Source organism: Sphingobium sp. S6 (genome assembly GCF_905120495.1).
Lineage (GTDB): Bacteria > Pseudomonadota > Alphaproteobacteria > Sphingomonadales > Sphingomonadaceae > Sphingobium > Sphingobium agri.
Map to the genome: position 1 here is coordinate 330,757 of NZ_CAJHOG010000002.1, position 20,834 is coordinate 351,590.

The 20,834-nt window shown below is 62.8% G+C and carries 20 protein-coding genes; 8 read left to right on the forward strand and 12 right to left on the reverse strand.

Translation table 11 applies throughout. From position 1 onward, the window contains the following. Positions 1-76: 76 nt before the first annotated feature. From SPHS8_RS08755 to pabB, 3 genes are all read right to left on the reverse strand, one after another. A complete protein-coding gene (locus tag SPHS8_RS08755; protein ID WP_201515173.1) occupies positions 77-1,279 on the reverse strand; it encodes a pyridoxal phosphate-dependent aminotransferase in 1,203 nt (400 codons plus the stop codon). Positions 1,280-1,471: 192 nt separating this feature from the next. Further along, complete coding sequence (locus SPHS8_RS20405) at positions 1,472-2,095, reverse strand: aminotransferase class IV (RefSeq protein ID WP_201531047.1); 624 nt, start codon at positions 2,093-2,095, stop codon at positions 1,472-1,474. Positions 2,096-2,113: 18 nt separating this feature from the next. Further along, entirely contained in the window at positions 2,114-3,295 is a 1,182-nt protein-coding gene (gene pabB, locus SPHS8_RS20410; protein ID WP_201531045.1) for an aminodeoxychorismate synthase component I, read from the reverse strand. Between the two features lie 94 nt (positions 3,296-3,389). On the opposite strand from pabB, the gene SPHS8_RS08765 reads away from it, so the two are divergent. Further along, positions 3,390-3,776: a DUF983 domain-containing protein gene (locus SPHS8_RS08765; protein WP_201515175.1), complete on the forward strand. Its 387-nt coding sequence runs from the start codon at positions 3,390-3,392 to the stop codon at positions 3,774-3,776. A gap of 294 nt (positions 3,777-4,070) precedes the next feature. Here SPHS8_RS08765 and SPHS8_RS08770 read toward each other — a convergent pair whose 3' ends face one another. Continuing rightward, entirely contained in the window at positions 4,071-4,508 is a 438-nt protein-coding gene (locus SPHS8_RS08770) for an acyl-CoA thioesterase (RefSeq protein ID WP_097090792.1), read from the reverse strand. A 181-nt stretch (positions 4,509-4,689) separates the two neighbouring features. On the opposite strand from SPHS8_RS08770, the gene SPHS8_RS08775 reads away from it, so the two are divergent. Continuing rightward, positions 4,690-5,808, forward strand: coding sequence for an AI-2E family transporter (locus SPHS8_RS08775; protein ID WP_097090791.1), 1,119 nt, complete (start codon positions 4,690-4,692; stop codon positions 5,806-5,808). Positions 5,809-5,829: 21 nt separating this feature from the next. On the opposite strand, the gene SPHS8_RS08780 is transcribed toward SPHS8_RS08775, so the two are convergent. The 4 genes from SPHS8_RS08780 to SPHS8_RS08795 form a co-directional block, all read right to left on the reverse strand. Further along, positions 5,830-6,453, reverse strand: coding sequence for a DUF4142 domain-containing protein (locus SPHS8_RS08780; protein WP_201515177.1), 624 nt, complete (start codon positions 6,451-6,453; stop codon positions 5,830-5,832). After that, entirely contained in the window at positions 6,450-6,665 is a 216-nt protein-coding gene (locus SPHS8_RS08785) for a hypothetical protein (RefSeq protein ID WP_201515179.1), read from the reverse strand. Before SPHS8_RS08785 ends, SPHS8_RS08780 begins: the two co-directional genes overlap by 4 nt. A gap of 111 nt (positions 6,666-6,776) precedes the next feature. After that, on the reverse strand, positions 6,777-8,093 hold the full coding sequence (locus SPHS8_RS08790) for an FkbM family methyltransferase (protein WP_201515181.1): 1,317 nt from the start codon (positions 8,091-8,093) through the stop codon (positions 6,777-6,779). Positions 8,094-8,280: 187 nt separating this feature from the next. Then, a complete protein-coding gene (locus SPHS8_RS08795) occupies positions 8,281-9,144 on the reverse strand; it encodes a sulfotransferase family protein (protein WP_097090787.1) in 864 nt (287 codons plus the stop codon). Between the two features lie 258 nt (positions 9,145-9,402). Between SPHS8_RS08795 and SPHS8_RS08800 the strand changes: the two genes are divergently transcribed. The 6 genes from SPHS8_RS08800 to SPHS8_RS08825 are packed head-to-tail and all read left to right on the forward strand — an operon-like array spanning position 9,403 to position 14,467. After that, complete coding sequence (locus SPHS8_RS08800) at positions 9,403-10,587, forward strand: glycosyltransferase family 4 protein (protein ID WP_201515183.1); 1,185 nt, start codon at positions 9,403-9,405, stop codon at positions 10,585-10,587. Continuing rightward, entirely contained in the window at positions 10,587-11,189 is a 603-nt protein-coding gene (locus tag SPHS8_RS08805) for a sugar transferase (RefSeq protein WP_201515185.1), read from the forward strand. The genes SPHS8_RS08800 and SPHS8_RS08805 overlap by 1 nt, the downstream gene beginning before the upstream one ends. Next, entirely contained in the window at positions 11,161-12,081 is a 921-nt protein-coding gene (locus tag SPHS8_RS08810) for a methionyl-tRNA formyltransferase (RefSeq protein ID WP_201515187.1), read from the forward strand. Before SPHS8_RS08805 ends, SPHS8_RS08810 begins: the two co-directional genes overlap by 29 nt. A gap of 2 nt (positions 12,082-12,083) precedes the next feature. Then, the gene (locus SPHS8_RS08815; protein ID WP_236575044.1) at positions 12,084-12,761 is read left to right on the forward strand and encodes a PIG-L deacetylase family protein; all 678 of its coding nucleotides are present in this window, start codon (positions 12,084-12,086) and stop codon (positions 12,759-12,761) included. Between the two features lies 1 nt (position 12,762). Continuing rightward, positions 12,763-13,803 (forward strand): ATP-grasp domain-containing protein, encoded by a 1,041-nt coding sequence (locus SPHS8_RS08820; RefSeq protein ID WP_201515189.1) that lies wholly within the window; start codon positions 12,763-12,765, stop codon positions 13,801-13,803. Beyond that, positions 13,784-14,467, forward strand: coding sequence for an HAD family hydrolase (locus SPHS8_RS08825; RefSeq protein ID WP_236575045.1), 684 nt, complete (start codon positions 13,784-13,786; stop codon positions 14,465-14,467). The genes SPHS8_RS08820 and SPHS8_RS08825 overlap by 20 nt, the downstream gene beginning before the upstream one ends. Here SPHS8_RS08825 and SPHS8_RS08830 read toward each other — a convergent pair. The 4 genes from SPHS8_RS08830 to asnB form a co-directional block, all read right to left on the reverse strand. Further along, positions 14,464-15,813, reverse strand: a complete 1,350-nt coding sequence (locus tag SPHS8_RS08830; RefSeq protein WP_236575046.1) for a lipopolysaccharide biosynthesis protein — start codon at positions 15,811-15,813, stop codon at positions 14,464-14,466. The two genes, SPHS8_RS08825 and SPHS8_RS08830, sit on opposite strands and share 4 nt — an antisense overlap. A gap of 202 nt (positions 15,814-16,015) precedes the next feature. Then, positions 16,016-17,209, reverse strand: coding sequence for a calcium-binding protein (locus tag SPHS8_RS08835; protein ID WP_201515191.1), 1,194 nt, complete (start codon positions 17,207-17,209; stop codon positions 16,016-16,018). Between the two features lie 281 nt (positions 17,210-17,490). Beyond that, positions 17,491-18,645 carry a glycosyltransferase family 4 protein gene (locus tag SPHS8_RS08840; RefSeq protein WP_201515192.1) on the reverse strand — a complete coding sequence of 385 codons (1,155 nt, stop codon included), beginning with the start codon at positions 18,643-18,645 and terminating at the stop codon, positions 17,491-17,493. A 124-nt stretch (positions 18,646-18,769) separates the two neighbouring features. Beyond that, a complete protein-coding gene (gene asnB / locus SPHS8_RS08845) occupies positions 18,770-20,719 on the reverse strand; it encodes an asparagine synthase (glutamine-hydrolyzing) (protein ID WP_201515193.1) in 1,950 nt (649 codons plus the stop codon). Positions 20,720-20,834: the final 115 nt, after the last annotated feature.

Sequence of the window (20,834 nt, forward strand, 5' to 3'; positions counted from 1 at the left end):
TTTCGGACGCAGGTCCGATTTTTTCAAAAAAGAGAACGGTCCCTCCCCATGTTTGGAATGGGGAGGGATGATCAGCTTACTTGAGTGCGGCGCAGGCTTCCTGGATGCGCTTGCATGCTTTGGCCAGCACCTCTTCCGACGTCGCATAGCTGATGCGGAAGGCGGGCGAGAGGCCGAAGGCGGCGCCGTGAACCGCAGCCACGCGCGCTTCGTCGAGGAAATAGCCGATCAGCGTTTCGTCGCTGTCGATCAGCTGGCCCTTGGGCGTGGTCTTGCCGATCACGCCGCTGGCGTCGGGATAGACGTAGAAAGCGCCTTCGGGCGTCGGGCAGTCGAGACCCGGCGCGTCGTTCAGCATCGACACGACCATGTCCCGGCGCTTCTTGAAGGCGGCGTTGCGCTCTTCCAGGAAGTCCTGATCGCCGGTCAGCGCGGCGACGGCGGCCGCCTGGCTGATCGAGCAGGGGTTCGACGTGGACTGTGACTGGAGCTTGCCCATAGCCTTGATGATCCATTCGGGACCACCGGCGAAACCGATGCGCCAGCCGGTCATCGAGAAGGCCTTGGAACAGCCGTTCACCGTCAGGGTGCGCTCATAGAGGTCAGGGCAGACCTGCGCGATGGTCGCGAAGGGGGTCGGCGCGTACCAGACATGCTCATACATGTCGTCCGTCATGATCAAGACGTGCGGATGGCGACGCAGCACTTCGCCCAGATCCTTTAGCTCGCTAGCCGAATAGGCCGCACCCGAAGGGTTGGACGGCGAGTTCAGGATCAGCCACTTGGTGCGCGGGGTGATCGCGGCGTCCAGCTGCGCGGCGGTGATCTTGTAGCCCTGGCTCGCGGGGCCTTCGACGAACACGGGGGTGCCGCCCGCGAAGTTCACGATGTCAGGATAGCTTACCCAATAGGGCGCGGGGATGATGACCTCATCGCCCACATCGACGGTCGCGACCAGCGCGTTGAACAGGGTGTGCTTGCCGCCCGAGTTCACGCTGATCTGGCTGCGCTTATAGTCAAGGCCATTGTCGCGCTTGAACTTGAAGGCAACGGCGTCCTTGAGGTCGGCGGTGCCATCGACGTCGGTATAGCGGGTCAGGTTCTTGCGGATGGCGGCGATGCCCGCTTCCTTGACGAAGTCGGGCGTGTCGAAATCGGGTTCGCCCGCCGAGAGACCAATGACATCGACGCCATCGGCTTTAAGGGCATTCACGCGCGCGCTCATCGCCAGGGTGGCGGAGGGCTGGATGCGACCGAGGGCAGCGGAAGTCTGGCTCATCGTGACACTCTTTCTGATGGATAGTGAATCCGCCCGGGCGGACGCGAGGCTCCTTAGTGCGCTATCACGCGGTGGGCAACCGCCAGTTGGGATGGGGTGGCTTCATCCTCTTCGTCATACCAGCGAAAGCTGGAATCTGGCGAGGGGCCGTAAACCTAACCTGAGATCCCAGCTTTCGCTGAGATGACGGCGTTATTTGACCAGCGACGCGGCGACCATGCCTCTGGCGGCGTTGCCGATGAAGAAGCCGTGGGCAAGGTCGCTGGGGCGCAGGTCGTGTTCGATCGCTTCGCCCATTTCGATGAGGCTACGGCGCAGGACGCCGGGGAGCAGTCCGCGCGAAAGCGGCGGCGTCACCAGCTTGTCGCCCCGTTCGACGAAGATCGAGGAGAAGCAGCCTTCGGTAAGGAAGCCATCCTCGTCCGTCATCAGCACTTCATAGGTGCCCCCCCGCTTCAGCGCATCGCGGTAGACGCTGCGATCCGTCGTCTTGTGGATCAGGCGCAGGTCGTTGGAGGAGCTCTGGCGGGGAACGATAGCCACATGCATGATGGCCTGTGGCCAAGTGCGATGTTCGCGCACCTCTATCGCGATCGAGCCGCGCCGCGAGACAAGGAGGCGAAGGCGGCTGCGTTCGCGCAGGCGAAAGGTCGCGGCCTGCAATTCGTTGCGGACTTCATGGCGGTCGAAGCTGAAATCAAGCGCCTCAGCGCTTTCCTTCAATCGTTCCAAGTGCAACTCCAGCAGCCTGATGCCCTCGACGGGATCGAAAGCCATGGTTTCGAGCAGATCAAACCGTCCGTCAGCCAATGACATCGAAACTATTCAAGCCCCCTATTGTGCTGCGGTCGTGAGGAAGCGCCCCTTGGCCAGACATTCCGCCCACTCGGATACCGCATCCGAGTCCGCGACGATGCCCGAACCCAATCCCAGGCGCCCTTCCCTGCTGCCTTCTTCAACCCAAATCGTGCGAATGGCAACATTGAAGGCGGCATCTCCATTGGGATCGATCCAGCCCATGGTGCCTGTGTAGATGTCGCGGGGATAGGCCTCCACCGCGTCAATGATCTCCATCGCCCGCACCTTGGGCGCCCCGGTGATCGACCCGCACGGGAAGAGGACGCGCAATATGTCGATCGGTGACAGGCCGGGCAGCATCCGGGCGCGGATGGTCGAGACCATCTGGTGGACGGTCGGATAGGTTTCGACATGAAAGAGGTCGGGCACCGTCACCGTGCCCGCGCGCGACACGCGGGACAGATCATTGCGTAGCAAGTCGACGATCATGAGATTTTCGGCGCGCTGCTTGGCATCCTGCTCCAATTCGCGCGCCAGCGCCGCGTCGGCCAACGGATCGACCGCGCGGCGGGCGGTGCCCTTCATGGGCCGCGCGGTCAGCTGCCCGCGCACATTGGTGAAGAAGAGTTCGGGCGAAAAGGAGAGGATATTATGCGCGCCGGTGCGGATGATACCGCCATAGCCGGCGCGCTGGCGCGGGCGGATAGCAGCGTAAAGCGCCATGATGTCGCCGGTGAAGCGGGTGGAGCAAGGGAAAGTCAGATTGGCCTGATAGATGTCGCCTGCGCGGATATAATCCTGAACCCGGGCGAAGGCAGCGTGGTAGGTCTTCTCGTCCAGCAGGGGACGGGGCGCTTCGACCGTGGCGGTAGCAGGATCGGGAAGCAGGTGCGGCATCAGTGCCGGGTCGATCAAGCGGTGACCTTCGAACAGGCCGAACCAGAGCAGCGGCATGCCCGGTTTGCGATCCCCTTGCCCAGCAGCCAGGGCAAGCAGCCGGTCCTCCAAGACAAGGCCGGCCTCATAGCTCATATAGCCTGCCGCGTGCATGCCCAGTTCCGCCGCTTCTGCAAGGCGATCAAGCGCAGGCTGCACTTCCTCTAGGCTGTTCGCGCAAATGACTTCCACAGGGTCGCGATAGAGGCGCGCAGGCGCGGGATTGCGCTCTCGCGCATCGTCGAACAGGACAAAGGCTTCGGAAGAACCCGGCAATCGCATCCGCGCCGTCTTAACAGCCTTTTGGCCGGGAGGAAGGGCGGCGGATGTTTAAAGCCTTGTTGCGTGGACCGGCCCTCAGCCATAGGGACGGCGTATGAGCGACAATCCTTCTACCGATGTGGCGGTCCGCCCGCTCAGGTCCGCAGTGCTGAGGGGGCTGAAGGGGCGCTGTCCTGCTTGTGGCGAAGGCGCGATGTTCGCGCGGTTCCTGAAGCCAAGTGCGGCGTGCAGTGCGTGCGGGCAGGCCTGGAATGTGTCACAGGCCGATGACTTTCCGGCCTATATCGTGATCCTGCTGCTGGGGCACATATTGGTGCCATTGATGATTGAGGTGAATAGCGCGCTCGCCATTCCGCTGGGAATGCAGGCGCTGCTGTGGCCGGGGCTGGCGATGGTGCTGGCAGGAGTAATGATCCAACCGGTCAAGGGAGCGGTGATCGCGTTTCAATGGGCGCGGCGGATGGATGGGTTTGCTGGTTAAATCAGCGCCCGCCGGGTTCCGGGCTGGTTTGTTCACGCGGAGATGCGGGATTCCTGTGTTGGAGCAGGACCCATCCGGGCCTCCACTCTTCACCATCTCGCCTATTTATGTGGAAATCCCAGTCCCGTTCGGGCTGAGCTTGTCGAAGCCCTTTTCTTCTAAGAGGAAGAGAGCCCTTCGACAGGCTCAGGGCGAACGGTGGGAACGCGCGGCCTGGCATCACGAGACCCCAGCCTGCGCTGGGGTGACGGCTATCTGTTGAGGTCCGGTTGCGCTGAGTCGGCGAGAATCCGATCAGTCGGGCTTGCGCAGGAAGTTGCGTTCCATGGCTTCGCGCAGGCTGGCGTCGATGATGCGGCGGCCTTCGGAGCCATGGGTGACGACGGTGGTGTCGCAGGTGGCGACGCAGACGCCCTTCTGGAATGCGGCGGAGCTGACGGTCCAGCTGGTGCGGCCGATATGGCCGATGCCGCAATGGACTTCGAACGGATAAGGGAAGTGCGATTCTTCGACGAAGTTCAGCGACACGGCGGCGACCAGCCAGCGGACGCCCTGCTCCTGCGGATGGCGGCCGAGATGATGGTGGAAGCGGATGCGGGCGGTTTCGAAGATACCCGAGATAGCCACATTGTTGATGTGGCCCATCGTGTCGATATCCTGGAAGCGCGTGTCCATGCTGGTGATGAAGCTGTATGCTTCCGGGCTCAGCCGCCAGGATTCGGGTTTTGCCATGTCCTGCTTTCCGATGGTTGTCCTTTAAGGCTCTTAAGCTTCATGGGCGCGGATTCAATCGCCTGGACAAAATTGGCGTCACTGCGACCTTTTTGACACAGCCGATGTTTGTGGCGGCGCAACAGAGGCTCGCGCGGCCCAGCGATGGACTTTTGCCCCCCATTTCTGCCAAAGCCGGTGAATGATCGACCAGCCGCAGAATGTTCGTATCGAAGATGGCGTTTTCCTGGGCTTCGTGCTGCTGGTGTCGGTGGCGTTCGCCTTGGTGATCGAACCATTTTTCGCGGCGATCCTGTGGGGCGTGATCGCGGCCATATTGTTCGCGCCGATCAACCAGAACCTGTTGCGGCAGATGCCGGGTCGCCCGAACAGCGCCGCCAGTCTTACCCTGTTGCTGATCGTCGCGGTCGTCATCCTGCCGGCGATCGTCCTTGGCGTGGCGCTGGTGCAGGAAGCAACGCTCTTCTACGCCAAGGTGCAGTCCGGGCAGATCAACATTCCCGCGATGTTCAATGCGTTTCAGGCCAGCCTGCCCGACTGGGCATCGGCACTGCTGGAGCGGGTCGGCATCACCAATTTCGCGACCGTGCGAACCATGTTGGGCGAAGGAATCGCCAACAGCTTTCAGTCCGTCGCGGCTCAGGTCTTCCAGATCGGGCAGAGTGCGTTCAGCTTTTTCGTGGCCTTGAGCGTCTCGCTTTACCTCACCTTCTTCCTGTTGCGTGACGGGTCCGCGCTGGCGGCGCGGCTTGATCGGGCGGCACCGCTGCGCACCACGCACAGGCGGGCGTTGATGGAGCAATTCGTGATCGTCATTCGCGCGACGATCAAGGGCAGCGTCGTCGTGGCCATCGTCCAGGGCATGATCGGCGGTATCGTGTTCTGGATGCTGGGCATACAGGGGCCGCTGCTGTGGGGCGTGCTGATGGGCTGTTTCTCGCTGATCCCGGCGGTGGGCACGGGGCTCGTCTGGGTGCCGGTCGCGCTATACCTGCTGGCGACCGGCGCCGTGGCGAAGGCAATCATCCTCGTCGCCTGCGGCCTGTTCGTCATCGGCTTGGTTGATAATCTGTTGCGGCCGATATTGGTCGGGCGGGATACGCGCATCCCCGACTATGTGGTGCTGATCACCACCTTGGGCGGCATCGACATGTTCGGGTTCAACGGCATCGTGATCGGGCCGGTGATCGCGGCGCTGTTCATCGCGACATGGAACATCGTCACGCGTATGCGGACCGGGAATGGCCTTGAAGGACCACTGACCCAGGAAGAGGCGCGGCCCGTCACGCCCGAATTCTAAAAAGGGCCGCGCTGTTTCCCGTCAGGGTGCTCCGGCAGCGGTGCTGAACTTCTTGTCGAGAGCGGTGACCTGCTCGCGATGATGCTCGATCAGTTTGACGGTCGATTGGGCCAGTTTCTTGAGCGCGGGATAGTCGCCGCGGTTGGCGTAGCTGCCGTGCAGGTTGAACGCTTCCTGATGCGCGGCGGATTGCTGGCCCACATATTGGGCATCGAACTCGGCGTCGCTTGCGCCCTTCAGGTTCGAAAGCATCGCCTGGCGGCGCGCATCCATATGGGCAGGTATCGCGATATTGACCGGGTTATCGGCGACGAACTGCTTGAGCGCGGCGCTCGTCTTCTTGTGATCGTCGATCATCATCCTGGCGAAGGCCTTCACCTCCGGCGCCTTCGCGCGAACGAGGGCCATTTCGCTGGCCTCGATCTCATACATGTCGCTGATCGCGGCTTGTGGGATGTAGAAGGTGGTGGTGACCGCGTCATTGGGGCTGGAGACCCCTTCGGGCTTAGGCCCCTCATACTGTTTGGCGACGGTGGCGGAGCCATTGGCGACTTGGGTGTCTCCGGCGACGCCGCTCGTCTGGTCGCAGGCGGCAAGGAGGAGAAGGGCCGCGCTCCCCAGCAACAGCGATGCGGGGCGGATCATGGCTGCGTCCCCTGCCCGCCCGTGCCCGGCGCGCCGATGCCCGGCATAGTGTTCGAAGCGCCGCTCTCGTTCGCGGCGTTGATCGCATCCTGCTGGTCCGTGCCGCCTGGTACGCGGCCGCTCTCATTCTGGGCGGCGGGGCTGCATGCGGACAGGAAAAGCCCGGCGCATATAGTCAGGGAAAAGGGCAAATGATCGTGACGAAACGACATGCTGCTCTCCAGAAAATAGGGAACAGCAAGAACGTCGGCCTGGCATGACAGGTCGCAGGGGCAGCGCCAACCTACATTAGCGCGCCGCTGCTTTTGGTTCCCGCGCCACCTTCAAGAGGTTACATTGTCGGCAATGTCTTCGGCCAGGCGGTCGAGTTCGGCCGGCTGCCTTTTCTGGGCAACAAGGGCATAGGCCAGTTCCCCCTCCTGCCAATAGGCGACCGTCTTGCCGTCGCGGGTCAGCACCGCCGGTTTGGCGGGCGCGACATCATCGTCTCGGACGGCGAAGAGAGAGACGGGACGGCTGGCCTTGTCGCTGATCGTCATCTGGAGGCTGGGGCCGCTGTCGGAGGGAAAAAGCTGCACATCGGTGACGCGCCATCCATGAGGCAGCACGGGCAAGGCGATCCGAGCGGATGATCCCACCTCACCGACGTTGAACACCGTCGGCGGTGAACGGCGCAGGGCCGCCCGCATTTCCGCGACTTCATGGGACTGCAAAGCTTCCTGTATGAAATATTCTTCCGCCTCGACCCGCTCGACGGGCAAGCCCTTTCCAACGAAAAACCAGCCGCCACCAATGACCAGCATGATAGCGGCAGCGCGCGCCAGTCGGCTTGCGCTAAATCGGCGTTTGGGCGCGGCAACGGGCTGGCGCGATGACGGCGGCGTCACAGAAGCTCCGGGCTTCGATGCAGCCGCGTCCGGGCGACGGAATACCGCATCGAAATGCCCGCCCCCGTCGCCGGGGTTGATGCGGGTAAAGCCGTGACGCTCGAGCAGGCCGAAGACATCGCTTGCTTCATTGCCGTAGCGGCCGAGGTTGTGATCGTCGACCTCGACGATCGCGCCGCAGGTTTGCGGCAGGGCCAGGATCGGCTGCAATCCCTGCAGCACGGCATATTCAAATCCCTCCACATCGATCTTCACGGTGATGGATCGATCGCCGATCAGCTTCATCAGCCCCGGAAAGTCGCTGATTGCCAATGTCATGACCCGTTCGGCCGCTTCGACCGGCTCATGCGCGATGGAGAAACGGCCGGAATGGCCAACGGCGCTATTGTCGAGCAGGTCAGGGCGGGTGAGATCGGCCAGAGCCATGTTGAGCGGCAGCACATTGCCAAAGGCGTTCAGCCCGATGTTCCGCACCAATTTGGCAAAGGTGGAAAAACAGGGTTCGAAGGCGACGACGAGCCCGTCCGGACCCACGCGCTTGGCCGCCAGCAGGGTGAAGATACCGCAATTGGCCCCCACGTCGATGAAGCAGTCGCCCGGTCGAAGACGTTCCACCTCATTGGACACACGCACGCCGTAGCGTCCGGTCACGCCGAGCAGATGGGTGCGATCCCGCCCATCGAAGGCCAGGCAAACATCGCCGTAGCTCGACCGGACCGGAGTGCCGTTCAGCAGCTCAGCAAAAAACGACAAAAGCCGCCACTTCCCCCGGAAGTGTGGCAGCCGATGAACATAGAGGTTCAACAGCCAAGGGCGGCCCACCCTGAAACCCGGCATCAGCGCACCTCATTTCAACTTCGGTTACACGTTACGGCAAGGTCATTCTCCAGCAGCACACTTTTCCGGACTATTCCGTCCGTCATATCCTGCACGGCCTGCCTCATCTCGCGGCCATGGCATGCGGGCCCTTCGACGGCTGCCGCCCAGCCATCCAATGGCGCAAGTCCATTTGAAGAATGTCCTGCAGGAGCAGGATATCGTCCCGGTAAAAGTCCCGGAGCATCTGCTGCAGTTCGTCGGTCAAGGGCGGGTAGCGCACGGGCGCTGCCAGCGACGCGCGCAGTTTTGCCAAATGACGGTTGGCCCGAAGCGGATCGAGCATCGGGCGCATCGGCTGCAAGACACGGCGCAGTGGCAGCGGCAACATGGGGCTGGCGCTGTCATTCTTCCGGCTGGCAACCTCTTCGGGTGCGATATGCACCGGCACGCCGATGTGGGTGCACACGTCGGCTATGACCTGCTCCGGCATCTCCCGCACCGATTCGTAGAGGATCACCTGAATCTGATCGCGCTGGTAATGTTGCAGGAAGCGGCGCAGATGCGCGCCGTAAAGGCCGCCCGACAAAAAGCGGGATTGTTCGGGATTGGCGCCCTTCAGATATTTCGCCGGATCGCCACTGACCCAGCCACGGCGGAACAACATGCAATAGTCGGAGTAAGCCCGCTGCACGGGGTCGCGCAGCTGAACGATCAGCCGTGCGCTGGGGATCATGGCAGCCATGCGCTCCGCCGCTAATGGATGTGCCAGATAATCCGCCGACTTTTCCCCGATGATCCGGTCCGCCGGAGCAGCGTCGAAGAGCGAGGCATACCATGCCGGGCCACGATCATATTCCGAACTGAAATAATGCGGTTCCGCCCCGGGGAGCCATAATTGGGGGTGATTGCGGAGCTGATGGGCGATCCATGTGGTTGCACCCTTCATGGCGCCGATCACGACGAAGCTTGGCTGTCGATCAGTCATGACCTTGAGATAGGCGGGTTGCAGGCGCGAGGCAGTAGAGCATCGGTACGATCCGAATAGGGTTAGCGTCCCCTATCCCTTTGGGCAGAAATCGGCTCCCGATCCCTTTTTCTCACCCGAAAGGATGGGTGGAGCCGGGCCAGCTGGCCTCAAGTATAGGTGGCGAAATGGTGCGGCGCATTCTGGCAGCTTTATCCTATGGTTAGGCCTGCCGTCGCCGCCTGGAGCGCGGCCGTTCGGGAGCTAATGCGGGACCGCATGAAAATCATCGTTATCGCCAGCCTCGCCTATTCGCTGATCAACTTCCGTGGACGGCTGATCGCCGCGATGATCGGGAACGGACATGAGGTCGTCGTCTGCGCACCGGGCCGCGATCCTGAAATAGAGGAAAAGCTGGCGGCAATGGGCGCAACCTATCTGCCCATGCCGATGGCGCGCGCGGGCATGAACCCGTTCGCCGATCTTGGCACGCTGATATGGCTGATCCGCTGCTTCCGGGACAACCGGCCGGACGCGGTGCTCGCCTATACCCAAAAGCCGATCATCTATGGCGGCATCGCGAGCCGGTTTTTCCCATCGATCCGCTTCTACGCCATGGTGAGCGGCCTCGGCCATGTCTTCAGCGATGGCGAATCGCGCCTGCTGCCCCATGTGCGCCGCATCGTTTCGATCCTCTACCGGCAGGCCCTGGGCAAGGCGAAAGCGGTGTTCGTCTTCAACAGCGACGACCGCGGCGAGATGATGCGGCACAAGATACTGCGCCGGACGAACCGGGTGATCCAGGTGCCAGGGTCGGGCGTCGACCTTTCGCATTATGCACAGGCTCCGGTGCCGCCGGGGCCGCCTGTCTTCCTGATGATCGCCCGGCTGCTGCGGAACAAGGGTCTGATCGAATATGTCGAGGCGGCCAGGATCGTGCGGGCGCGCTTCCCGGATGCGCGGCTGCAATTGCTGGGGCCGCTCGATGAAAATCCGGCCGCCGTTTCGCGGGAGACGGTCGCGCAATGGCAGGACGAAGGCGTCATAGAATATCTGGGCGAAACGCGCGACGTCCGCCCCTATCTGGAGCAAGCCAGCATCTTCGTGCTGCCGAGCTGGTATCGGGAGGGCCTGCCGCGCACGATATTGGAAGCGATGGCCGTGGGCCGCGGCGTAATCACGACCGACATGCCGGGATGCCGGGAACCGATCAGGGAAGGACTGAACGGCTTCACCGTCGCACCGCGCGATGCAGGCGCCCTCGCCGATGCAATGATGCGGATATGCGCCCAGCCCGATCTGGCAGGCAGACTGGGCTCGGCCGCGCGCGAGACGGTCGAAGAGCGCTATTCGGTCGAGATGGTGAATGCACTGCTGCTTTCGACAATGGAGATGAACAAGGCCCCTGCCGAGCAGCCCCGTAGGGCGAGGGCCAGCGCGCCGATGCTCGCCGGGGAATCCTGATGGCCGTCAGGCGCCTGATCGACATGCTGGTGGCGGCCGCCGCCCTGCCGCTGGCGCTGCCCGTCATGGCTGTCATCGCCACCGCCATAAAGCTGACCGATGGCGATCCTGTGCTGTTCCGGCAGGTCCGCGTCACGAAGGGAAGACGGCGGTTCGAACTCATCAAGTTCCGGACGATGACAGACGCGCGCGATGCGCAAGGACATTTGCTGCCCGACAGGATGCGGATGACCCGGCTTGGCCGCTTTCTCCGCCGCTCGCGTATGGACGAACTGCCGCAGCTTTGGAATATCCTGACCGGCGCCATGAGCCTGATCGGGCCCCGCCCCTTGCTGCCTGCGACCATAGAGGAAGCCGGAGAAGCTGGGCGGCGGCGGTGCGAAGTCACCCCTGGCCTCACGGGTTGGGCGCAGGTCAACGGCAACGCCTTGCTCGGCGAGCAGGACAAGTTCGCGCTGGACCTCTGGTATATCGCGAACCGCTCTTTTCGGCTCGACCTCATAATCCTCATTCGCACAGCCGGCGTGGCCTTATGCGGCGAACGCTTCAACCCGTCATCGATCAGGAGGGCGCATGAAGGCCATAGTCGTCGGCGCGGTTGAAAGCACGCGGGTCGCCGTTACCTGCCTGGGCGCGTCCCGGCAGTGGGATCTGGCAGCGGTCTTCACGCTGCCATCGGATATGTCCCACCGTCATTCGGATTTCGTCGATCTTACGGGAGAGGCAGAAAAGGCGGGTGCGCGGATGGTGCGCACCGCCAATATCAATTCCGACGCCGCATTGCAGGCGATCCGCGATCTTGCGCCCGATTACATCTTCGTCATCGGCTGGTCGCAGATTTGCGGCGAAGAATTCCGGGCCACCGCGAAAAGAGGCGTGGTCGGCTATCACCCCGCGCCGCTGCCGCGTCTTCGGGGACGGGCCGTCATCCCTTGGACGATCCTGCTGGATGAACCGATTTCCGCCTCGTCGTTGTTCCTGATCGACGCGGGCGTCGATAGCGGGCCGCTGCTTGGCCAGCGCTATTTCCATCTGGCGCCCGACGAGACCGCCGCCACGCTCTACGCCAAGCATATGGCCGCGCTGGAGGCGATGCTGCCGCCCGTGCTGGAGGATATTGCAAGCGGATCGCCGACGCTCACGATCCAGGATGAACGATGCGCCACTTATGCCGCGCGCAGGCGGCCCGAAGATGCGCTGATCGACTGGTCAGCGCCGGGATCGGCCATCTGGCGTAGCGTCAGGGCCTGCGGTCATCCCTATCCGGGCGCATGGACGAGTTATGCGGGCGAGAAGATAGTCATCGAAGAGGCGGCGCTGGTGCCGCTGCGCCATCATGGCGCAGCCATGCCGGGACAGATTGTGGAGCGCTTGGACCAAGGCTTCATCGTGCGCTGCGGGGATGATCAGGGATTGCATGTGCTGCGCTGGCAGACAGCGCGGGAAGCGCCCCTGCCCAACCACGCCATATTGGGGCGGGCAAAGGCGGCATGACGATGATCGAGACCATTCAGCGCGCGATGGTGATCGCCCCTCATCCCGACGACGAAGTGCTCGGCTGCGGCGGGACGATCGCGCGGCTTGCCGCGACGGGCCGCCATGTCGAGGTGATCGTCGCGACACGGGGCAAGCCGCCGCGCTTCGATGCGGCGCAGGTGGAGCGGGTGCAGGCCGAGGCCAAGAGGGCCCATGCGGTGCTGGGCGTCGCGCGGACGCACATGCTGGATTTCGAAGCGGCGGCGCTGGATCGCGTTCCCCGCGCGGCGTTGAACGAGGGCATCGCCGCCCTCGTGGCGGAAAGCCGCCCCGACACGCTGTTCGTCCCCTTCCCCGCCGATCTGCATTTTGACCACGGCCTGATATTTGAAGCGGCGATGGTCGCGGCGCGTCCGGTGGGAACGCATTATCCCGCGCGCATCCTGGCTTATGAAACGGTATCGGAAACCAATTGGGCGGCGCCCTATCTGACGCCTGCCTTTCAGCCGCATGTCTTTGTCGACATCAGCGAGCATCTCGAGCGGAAGATCGAAGCCTTCGGCTGCTTTGAGTCGCAGGTCCGTCCTTTTCCCAACGAACGATCCTTCGAAACCCTGCGCGCATTGGCGCAGGTGCGCGGCAGTTGCGTCAGCCGACGGGCCGCCGAAGCCTTTGTCCTGATAAGAGAGGTAGCCTGACATGGACGCACCCGCGACTCGCCATGGAGGAGCATCGGCAAGCTTGGGCACGGATTGGGAAGGAGCAGAACGCAGCGGCCGGTCGCTGCGCATGATGCTGAGCTCCGCCGGGCGGCGGGTCGGGCTGATGCGGAGCTTTCGCGAAGCGGGGGCAGCGCTTGGCATAGACCTCATGATGTTCGCTTCGGACCTGAAGCCGGATTGGAGCCCCGCCTGCGTCGAGGCTGACAGAAGCTTCGCCGCGCCGCCTGCGGAGAGCGAAGGGTTCATCCCGGCGATGCTGGATATATGCAGGCGTGAGCAGATCGAGCTGATCGTGCCGACGATCGACACCGAGCTGATCGCTTATGCGCATGCACGCGATGAGTTCGCCGCGATCAACTGCCATGTCGCGGTCTCCGATGCGGCGGTGGTGGAGATGGCGCGGGACAAGCTGGCGACGGCGCAGTTCCTGACGGGTGCAGGCTTGCCATCCCCCGCGACGATCGCGGCTGAGGATTATCTGGCGGGCTCGGCGGACTTGCCGCTGCCGCTGCTCGCCAAGCCGCGACATGGTAGTTCGAGCCGGGGCATCGGTATGGTCTATGATCGCGAGGAGGTGGCCGCGCTGGACAACAGTGAGCCCTATATCCTGCAGCAATTCCTCGACGGGCGGGAATTTACCGTCAGCCTCTACTTCGATGGGGAGGGACGGATGCAGTGCGCGGTTCCGCATGAGCGACTGCGGGTGCGGGCTGGCGAGGTCGAGAAGGGCGTGACCGTCCGGAACGCAGTCATCGAAGAGCTTGCATGGCGATTGGGCGCGGCGCTTCAGGGCGCGCGGGGAGCGCTGTGCTTCCAGCTCAGGATGGATGCGGCCGGGGGTGCCTCGATATTCGAGATCAACGCGCGCTTTGGCGGCGGCTATCCGCTGGCGCACCGGGCAGGCGCGCGCTTCGCGCAGTGGTTGCTGGAGGAACGGCTGGGACTGCCACTCACGGCCCATGATGGCTGGCAGGACAATGTCATGATGTTGCGTTTCGATGATGCCGTTTTCGTCTGAAGCCACTCGGTTCGATCGCGTCATCGTCTTCGATCTGGATGACACGCTCTATCTGGAGCGCGACTATGTGCTGAGCGGGCTCGGGGCCGTGGGGCGATGGGCGCGCAATGCGCTGGGGATCGACGGTCTTGGCGAGATGATGCGGGCCCGGTTCGAAGCGGGATTCCGCACCCATATCTTCGACGAAAGCTTGATGGAGATGGGGCTGACGCCCTCGCCCCCTCTGATCGCGCGCATGCTGGGAACATACCGCCAGCACCGGCCGGATATCCGCCTGGCACCGGATGCAGACCATTTCCTTGCCGCCCGGGACGAGAGGACAGGCTTTGCGGTGATCACGGACGGCTTTCTCGACGCGCAGCGGCGCAAGATCAGGGCTCTCGGCCTTTATGGGCGCGGCATCCATCTGGGCATCTGCACCGACAGATGGGGACGAGACTGCTGGAAGCCCAACCCGCGCGCCTTTGAACATGTCGAACAGTTGTTCGAATGTTCCGGGGCTTCGCTGACCTATGTCGCGGACAACCCGTCCAAGGATTTCACCGCGCCGCGAGAGCGCGGATGGCGGACGGTGCAGATTGCCCGGCCGGAACGCATCCATCACTTCGCCTCGCATGAGGGCGTGAAAGCCGACCGGGTCATCGAGACGCTGGAAGAGCTCTAACACTCTACGCTCTTCTCGCTCGCGTCCGCCCATCGAGCCGCGCTGATTGCGCGGCGCAGATAGAAGGCCAGCCCCCCGAGCCAGATCGCACCGAACAGCAGATGCGCGATGTTCGCGCCCATCGCCCCGACCAGCGGGACCAGCGGAAATACGGCGCAGTAGAAGGCGAGCGTGCACGCCATGGTCGTTTTCAGAAGTGCGCGCTGATCGCCCAGCGCCAGCAGCCCTGCACGGCTTGCCGACCCGCTCATGGTAAGCGTCACCGCCAGAATCTGGACGGTGAGCAATGGCACGGCCCCGGCAAAATGAGGCCCGACAGCGATCCGCATCAACGGTCCGCCGACCAGCAACATGCCTATGAAGCAGCAGGCGCCAAAGGCGGCGAGCAACATTTCGGTCTGAAGCAGCACCCGAACGAAGGCGCGGCGCTTGCCCGCCGCGACGAGGCGGCTGAGGTCGGGATAGACGACGGCCTGCACCTGCGCACCGACCTGCATGACGACGCGGCTGATGCGCTTGGCAATGTGGAAGAGGCCTGCGCTGGCTGGATCGGCGAGCCATCCGACGATCAACGTGTCTACTGCCTGAGCACTCGACCAGAGGGTGAGCGAGATGTTGGAACCGAGCGCAAAGCGCCAGATGTGGGGAAAACGGCTGTTGATACCCTTGGTGCTTGCCTTCAGCAGCTGGCGGAACCCAGGCTTGGGTAACAGGCGCATCGCCCAGGCGAAATTGAGCAGCGATCCCAATATTTGAGTGATCGTCCATATGATGATGATATGAACCATGCCCGCACCGGCCAGATAGGCCCCCGCCACGCAGAGGAGGCGGATGAGGGCATTCACAACCTGGATGTGGGCGACGGCCCGATATTGGCCCGCCAGCCTGAAGATCGCAGTAGACACGCCATTGAAGTTGAACAGCAGCGACGTGACGAACAGCAGTGTATAGCCGACATGCTCGAGCGAAATGCCGAACAGGAAATGTCCGGCGATCGTCAATGCGCTCGCGATGGCCCAGGCCGCCACGCTGCCGCCGATATCGAGGAGCCATCCGAATTTGAGCAACGCGAAATAGGAGGCTTCGTCCCTCTGAAGATCAATCGTCGCGCCGCTGCGGATCAGCGGTTGCCAGGATTGAAAGCTCAACAGCCGTTCGCACGCCTGCCCGAGCGTCAGGATCATGGCGAAGACGCCATAGGGGGCTGGCGTCAAAAGCCGGGCGACCAAAGCGATGGACAGAAGCGTCAGCGCCAGCGTCGCCGCCGTTCCGGTGAGAAGATGGAAAACAGCCCTTACGCGCCGATGAGCCAGGACATCGCGCAGGGATACCGAGGACAGGTTCATTCTTAATCGAAATCCGCCGGCATTCATCGGCAGCCCACCTTAGATCGTGTTTTCACGGCCTTAGCATGGGGCTGAAGCACGCAAGACGCAGCTTCTCTGTCGTCTTAATCCTAAATAGCCTGTGCTGGAAAAGAAGGAACGGGATGGCGCTGCCCCGCAGGCGGCGCCATCCCGTTCAACAAGAAGAGACTGTCGACCAGCCTTAGACGAGAAGAAAATCCGCAGCCGTGAAGTTGGCGGCGCTCAGCGATGCCGTAGGATCGGCGATGTCGATGCTGAACTTTGCCCCTGTCGATGTAACGACATCCAGGAAGACGTTACCCCCCGCCCCGTCGCGCGCGAAGACAGTTCCGAGCCCGCCGCCTGCCGCATATTTCGTGACGCCAAGCTTTTCGAGCACGATACGGTCGATGCCGTCCTGAAAATCCTCGACACGGTCACCGCCGCCCAACGCTCCTGCGCCCTTGAAGACGAACCAGTCATTGCCAGCGCCACCCCAGAGCCTGTCCGCGCCCGCGTCGCCGATCAGCTTGTCGAACCCGGCATCGCCATGCAGCTGGTCGGCGCCGTCGCCGCCCATCATCATATCGTCGCCATCGCCGCCATACATGATGTCGTCGCCAGCCTCCCCGCTCATGGAATCCGCATCTCTGCCACCGTCGAGGAAATCGTTGCCAGCGCCCGCTTCCAGACTGTCGCGACCATCACCACCGTAAAGCTGGTCGATGCCATTTTCGGAGTCGAGAATATCGTTGCCGATCCCGCCGGACAGATAGTTGTTGCCGTCGCCGCCATCGACCCTGTCATCGCCGTTCCCGCCATAGACATGGTCGTCGCCCGACTGGCCCTTCAGCTTGTCGTTGCCATCTTCCCCGTAGATCCAGTCATTGCCTGCTCCGCCGGAAACGGCCTGGGTCGTCATCAGGCCAGTGCCGGGATCGATCTCGTTCGCGAAGCCATCATCGCCGGCGCCCGCATAGATGATATCGTCGCCCGGCCCCGCGTCGATATAATCGCGGCCAGCACCGCTGTAGATGGTATCATTGCCGCCATCGCCCAGAATATGATCGTGGCCATCGGCGGTTTCGATCCGGTCGTTGCCGTCGCCGCCTTCAATCGTGTTCTTGCCGGAGCCGCCGTAGATACGGTCATTGCCCGCCCCGCCGTCGATCAAGTCGTCGCCATCCTCTCCCCAGATCTGGTCGTCGCCCAATCCCCCCTTGAGGAAGTCGAGACCCGCTTCACCGTGGATCACGTCGTTCCCGTCATTCCCCTCGATATAGTCGTCGCCCGATCCGCCCCACAATTGATCATGGCCCGCCCCGCCATACATGAAGTCGGCAAGGATCGTTCCCCTGATGAGGTCGTTGCCAATCGTACCGGTAAATTTCGCCATTTCCCCGCTCCCGCAAAAAGCCTGGCGGCCGTCAAGTGACGCCAGGCTGATCTAACTTGCGGTGTAGCTAATATAAATGAACGTATGATTGAAATGCCCACAGGAGGCGGATTGTTCTCGATGTGCGGAGCAAGTGTTGGCACAGGATCAACAAAGATGCTGACATTATGCTTTTGAGAGCAACGACTTCCACTTCGAGGTTATGATTGCCCGGAAGCCAATCGTCCTGCGAGTGGAACCGAACAGCATCGTCTAGATGTGGCAAAAACAGGCTGCTCCGTTCAAATAGCGGCGGCCTTGATCGTCCCGATGGCGGCTTCTCGCGGCGCGATCGCCTGCTGGGCGGTCCGTTCCCATTGAGCAAGGATGCGATCGATGGTGAAGCGCTGGGCTGCGATCCGGGCGCCTTCGGAAAGGCGCTGCCTTTGATCCGGGTCGGCGGAAAGTGCCGCAATGGCAGCGCCAAGAGCGGCAATATCGCCGTCGGGAACGAGGAGGCCGCTGATGCCGTCCGAAATCATCTCCCCAGGACCCCAGCGGCAATCGAATGATATGACCGGGACGCCTGCCGCCATGGCTTCGCCGACGACGATGCCCCAGCCTTCGAAGCGGGAGGAAAGGACGAAGATGTCGGCATCGCGAAGCCATGCGCCATGTTCCTGCGTGACGCCCGGCAATGTTACGCGGCCCTGTAGGCCAAGCGCATTCCTTTGCGCTTCCAGCCGGGCGCGTTCGGGGCCTTCCCCCCAGATGGTGAGCGACCAATCCGGGATATGCGGCGCAGCTTTGGCGAAGGCGTCGAGCAACAGGTCGAAGCCCTTCTGCGGGACGAGGCGGCCGACCGCGACGATCCGCCTGCCATTTGGCCGCAACCCATCGAGCTGGACCGGAGCATAGGTGGGATTGGGGATGACCCACTGGCGCTGGCGCATGACCTTGGGGAAATAGCGCATCGCGCCTTCCGTCATCGTCACCAGCCCATGGGCGCGGGCATAGGCATAGCGGCGCAAGGCCGACCAGAGCGTCCCGGGATATTGCAGGGCGGGATTGTTGCGCTCCGACACGATGACGGGGATGCCGAGCGGCCTGGCGGCAAGCACGCTGACGACGTTGGTCCGGATGAGGAAGCTGATGACGAGATCCGGGCGGCTGCCCGCCAGCGCCCGCCGGAGAGCGGCGATACGATTGAACACGGCAAGGGCGGATCGCAGCACCGGCATGCGGCCGACGGGATGGCCCAGCTGAATGATGCTGACCGCTGGATCATGGGCATAATAGGGCGGCGTTCCCGGTTCTTCGAAGGCAAAGAGGCTGACCGACCAGCCCGAACGGCTGAAATGATTGCAGAGCAGGCTGACGATATGTTCCGATCCGCCCGCACGGAGCCCAGGCAGGACGAAGGCGATATGCGGCTTGCCGTGAACCGGTTTTGTCATGCGGTCACAGTGGGGCCGTCACAGCCGAGATTCCATGTCGATTGGGGATGATATCCCGATGGTCGGCAGCCAGCGCGGGATTGCCATTCCGGCGAATATCGGACGAATCTCTTCACGCGAATGATCAGTCCACCGCGTCCCGCCATGCCTGGAACATCAGGATGCCCCAGAGATGATGGTGCCAGTTCCGGACGCCCGACTGATGCTCCCGCCATTTTCGGTCCACCACCTTCGGATTGAAATATCCTTCTTCGGCCAATCGGGCCGGGTCGAGCAGGTCGCCCGCCCAGTCACGCAGGGGCCCCCGCAACCAGTTATCCAGCGGAACGGCAAAGCCCATTTTCGGCCGGTCGATCAGCTGCTTGGGAACATGGCGGTAAAGCAGCTGCCGCAGGAGATATTTGCCGGCGCCGCCCCGTACCTTGAAGTTGTAGGGAAGGGTCCAGGCAAATTCGAACAGGCGATGATCGAGAAAAGGCGCGCGCGTTTCGAGGCTGCAAGCCATGGCTGCCCGGTCGACCTTCACCAGAATATCGTCGGACATATAGTGACAAGTATCCTCCAGCATCTGATATTCAATCAGGTTGCCGGATGGGACATCGCGCGGCGGGCCATACTCTAGCGGCTCGTCTATGCCTTCCATCAGGTCCGAAGGAGACCACAGGCTGGTCATTTCGCGGCAGAAGCTTTTCTGGTCGGGCGCAGCGATGACGTTCGCGCCCTTGTGAAGCTTGTCCCCCGGATGCGCCCATCGCTTGTGCGCGGGCATCAGCGGTTCGGCAAAGGCGTAGAGCCGGTCCCATTGCTGTTCAGGAACCGATTGCACCAACTGGCCAGCCATGCGCCGCACCATCCGGGGGATGCGTGCCGTGTGCCGCCACAGCCCTGCTGCCATGAAATAGCGGGCATAGCCGCCGAATAGCTCATCACCCCCGTCGCCCGACATGGCGACGGTAACCTGCTGCCGCGCCAGCCGCGTCACCAGCGTGGTAGGAATTTGCGAAGGATCGGCAAAGGGCTCATCATAGATAGCGGGCAGATCGGGGATGACGGCCATAGCGTCGGCCGGAGACACCATGAGTTCGGTGTGATCGGTGCCCAAATGCCGGGCGACCGCAGCGGCATGTTCCGCCTCATTATAGTCCGCCTCGTGGAATCCGATCGAGAAGGTCCGGACGGGCTGCGACGATTGAGCCTGCATCAACGAAACGATGACGGAGGAATCGACCCCACCGGACAGGAATGCGCCCAATGGGACATCTGCAACCATCTGCCGCCCGATCGCGCCGCGCAGCAGGTCTTCGAGCGCATCGGTGGCGTCCGCTTCGTCCCCGGCGAACGGCATCTGGCGCTGGCGGGCGACTGCGTCGGCGGCGAGCCAATAGGGCTGCGGATCGGGCGTCACGCCCCTCTCCAGATCCTGCATGCTGATCTTGAGCCAATGGCCGGGCAGCAGCTTGCCGATGCCCTCATAGACGCTGAAAGGCGCGGGAATGGCATTGTGACGCAAATAAAGCGCAAGCGCGCGCCGGTTCAGCGGGGCGTTGAAACCGGGCAGGCGCCGCAGCGCCTTCAGCTCCGACCCGAACAGGAAAACGCCCTTGTGCCACCCATGATAGAGCGGCTTCTCGCCGAACCGGTCGCGCGCCAGGTAGAGGCATCGCTCCGCCCGATCCCAAAGAGCGAAAGCGAACATGCCTGTGCTCTGCCTCAGCGCCTTGTCGAGCCCCCAGGCCTCGACTGCGGCGAGCAGCGTCTCCGTATCGGAATGCCCCCGCCATTGGGGCGCAAGGCCTTCCCGCTCCAGTTCCCGGCGGATGTCGGCATGATTGTAGATCTCACCATTATACACGATCACCCAGCGCCCGCCTGCCGACTGCATCGGCTGATGTCCCGCAGCCGACAGGTCGACAACGGCAAGCCGGCGGTGCGCCATCGCGATGCCCGCTTCGTCATCATGCCAGCTTCCCCCGTCATCGGGGCCGCGATGCCTTATGGCGTCGTTCATGACAGGCAGGCTGTTTTTAAGGAGGGAGAAATGCTGGCGGCTCCAGCCGCCGATCAAGCCACACATGCTGTTTGCATCTCCCTCAGGTCCGGGTGTCAGGAGCGCGCACGTCCGTCGCGACTGGTTATCATTCGTCCGGCACAATGAAGGCGCAGCAAAGCCGAATCCACGGCCCTTCCGG

Bases quoted from the DNA above. Each gene is read 5' to 3' on its own strand.
- SPHS8_RS08755 (WP_201515173.1), bottom strand. From the start codon at position 1,279: ATGAGCCAGACTTCCGCTGCCCTCGGTCGCATCCAGCCCTCCGCCACC.
- SPHS8_RS08785 (WP_201515179.1), bottom strand. From the start codon at position 6,665: ATGTCGTTTCGTCACGATCATTTGCCCTTTTCCCTGACTATATGCGCC.
- SPHS8_RS08795 (WP_097090787.1), bottom strand. From the start codon at position 9,144: ATGACTGATCGACAGCCAAGCTTCGTCGTGATCGGCGCCATGAAGGGT.
- SPHS8_RS08835 (WP_201515191.1), bottom strand. From the start codon at position 17,209: ATGGCGAAATTTACCGGTACGATTGGCAACGACCTCATCAGGGGAACG.
- SPHS8_RS08765 (WP_201515175.1), top strand. From the start codon at position 3,390: ATGAGCGACAATCCTTCTACCGATGTGGCGGTCCGCCCGCTCAGGTCC.
- pabB (WP_201531045.1), bottom strand. From the start codon at position 3,295: ATGCGATTGCCGGGTTCTTCCGAAGCCTTTGTCCTGTTCGACGATGCG.
- SPHS8_RS08770 (WP_097090792.1), bottom strand. From the start codon at position 4,508: ATGGCAAAACCCGAATCCTGGCGGCTGAGCCCGGAAGCATACAGCTTC.
- asnB (WP_201515193.1), bottom strand. From the start codon at position 20,719: ATGTGTGGCTTGATCGGCGGCTGGAGCCGCCAGCATTTCTCCCTCCTT.
- SPHS8_RS08775 (WP_097090791.1), top strand. From the start codon at position 4,690: ATGATCGACCAGCCGCAGAATGTTCGTATCGAAGATGGCGTTTTCCTG.
- SPHS8_RS08810 (WP_201515187.1), top strand. From the start codon at position 11,161: ATGAAGGCCATAGTCGTCGGCGCGGTTGAAAGCACGCGGGTCGCCGTT.
- SPHS8_RS08825 (WP_236575045.1), top strand. From the start codon at position 13,784: ATGATGCCGTTTTCGTCTGAAGCCACTCGGTTCGATCGCGTCATCGTC.
- SPHS8_RS08830 (WP_236575046.1), bottom strand. From the start codon at position 15,813: ATGAACCTGTCCTCGGTATCCCTGCGCGATGTCCTGGCTCATCGGCGC.
- SPHS8_RS08820 (WP_201515189.1), top strand. From the start codon at position 12,763: ATGGACGCACCCGCGACTCGCCATGGAGGAGCATCGGCAAGCTTGGGC.
- SPHS8_RS20405 (WP_201531047.1), bottom strand. From the start codon at position 2,095: ATGTCATTGGCTGACGGACGGTTTGATCTGCTCGAAACCATGGCTTTC.
- SPHS8_RS08805 (WP_201515185.1), top strand. From the start codon at position 10,587: ATGGCCGTCAGGCGCCTGATCGACATGCTGGTGGCGGCCGCCGCCCTG.
- SPHS8_RS08780 (WP_201515177.1), bottom strand. From the start codon at position 6,453: ATGATCCGCCCCGCATCGCTGTTGCTGGGGAGCGCGGCCCTTCTCCTC.
- SPHS8_RS08840 (WP_201515192.1), bottom strand. From the start codon at position 18,645: ATGACAAAACCGGTTCACGGCAAGCCGCATATCGCCTTCGTCCTGCCT.
- SPHS8_RS08800 (WP_201515183.1), top strand. From the start codon at position 9,403: ATGAAAATCATCGTTATCGCCAGCCTCGCCTATTCGCTGATCAACTTC.
- SPHS8_RS08815 (WP_236575044.1), top strand. From the start codon at position 12,084: ATGATCGAGACCATTCAGCGCGCGATGGTGATCGCCCCTCATCCCGAC.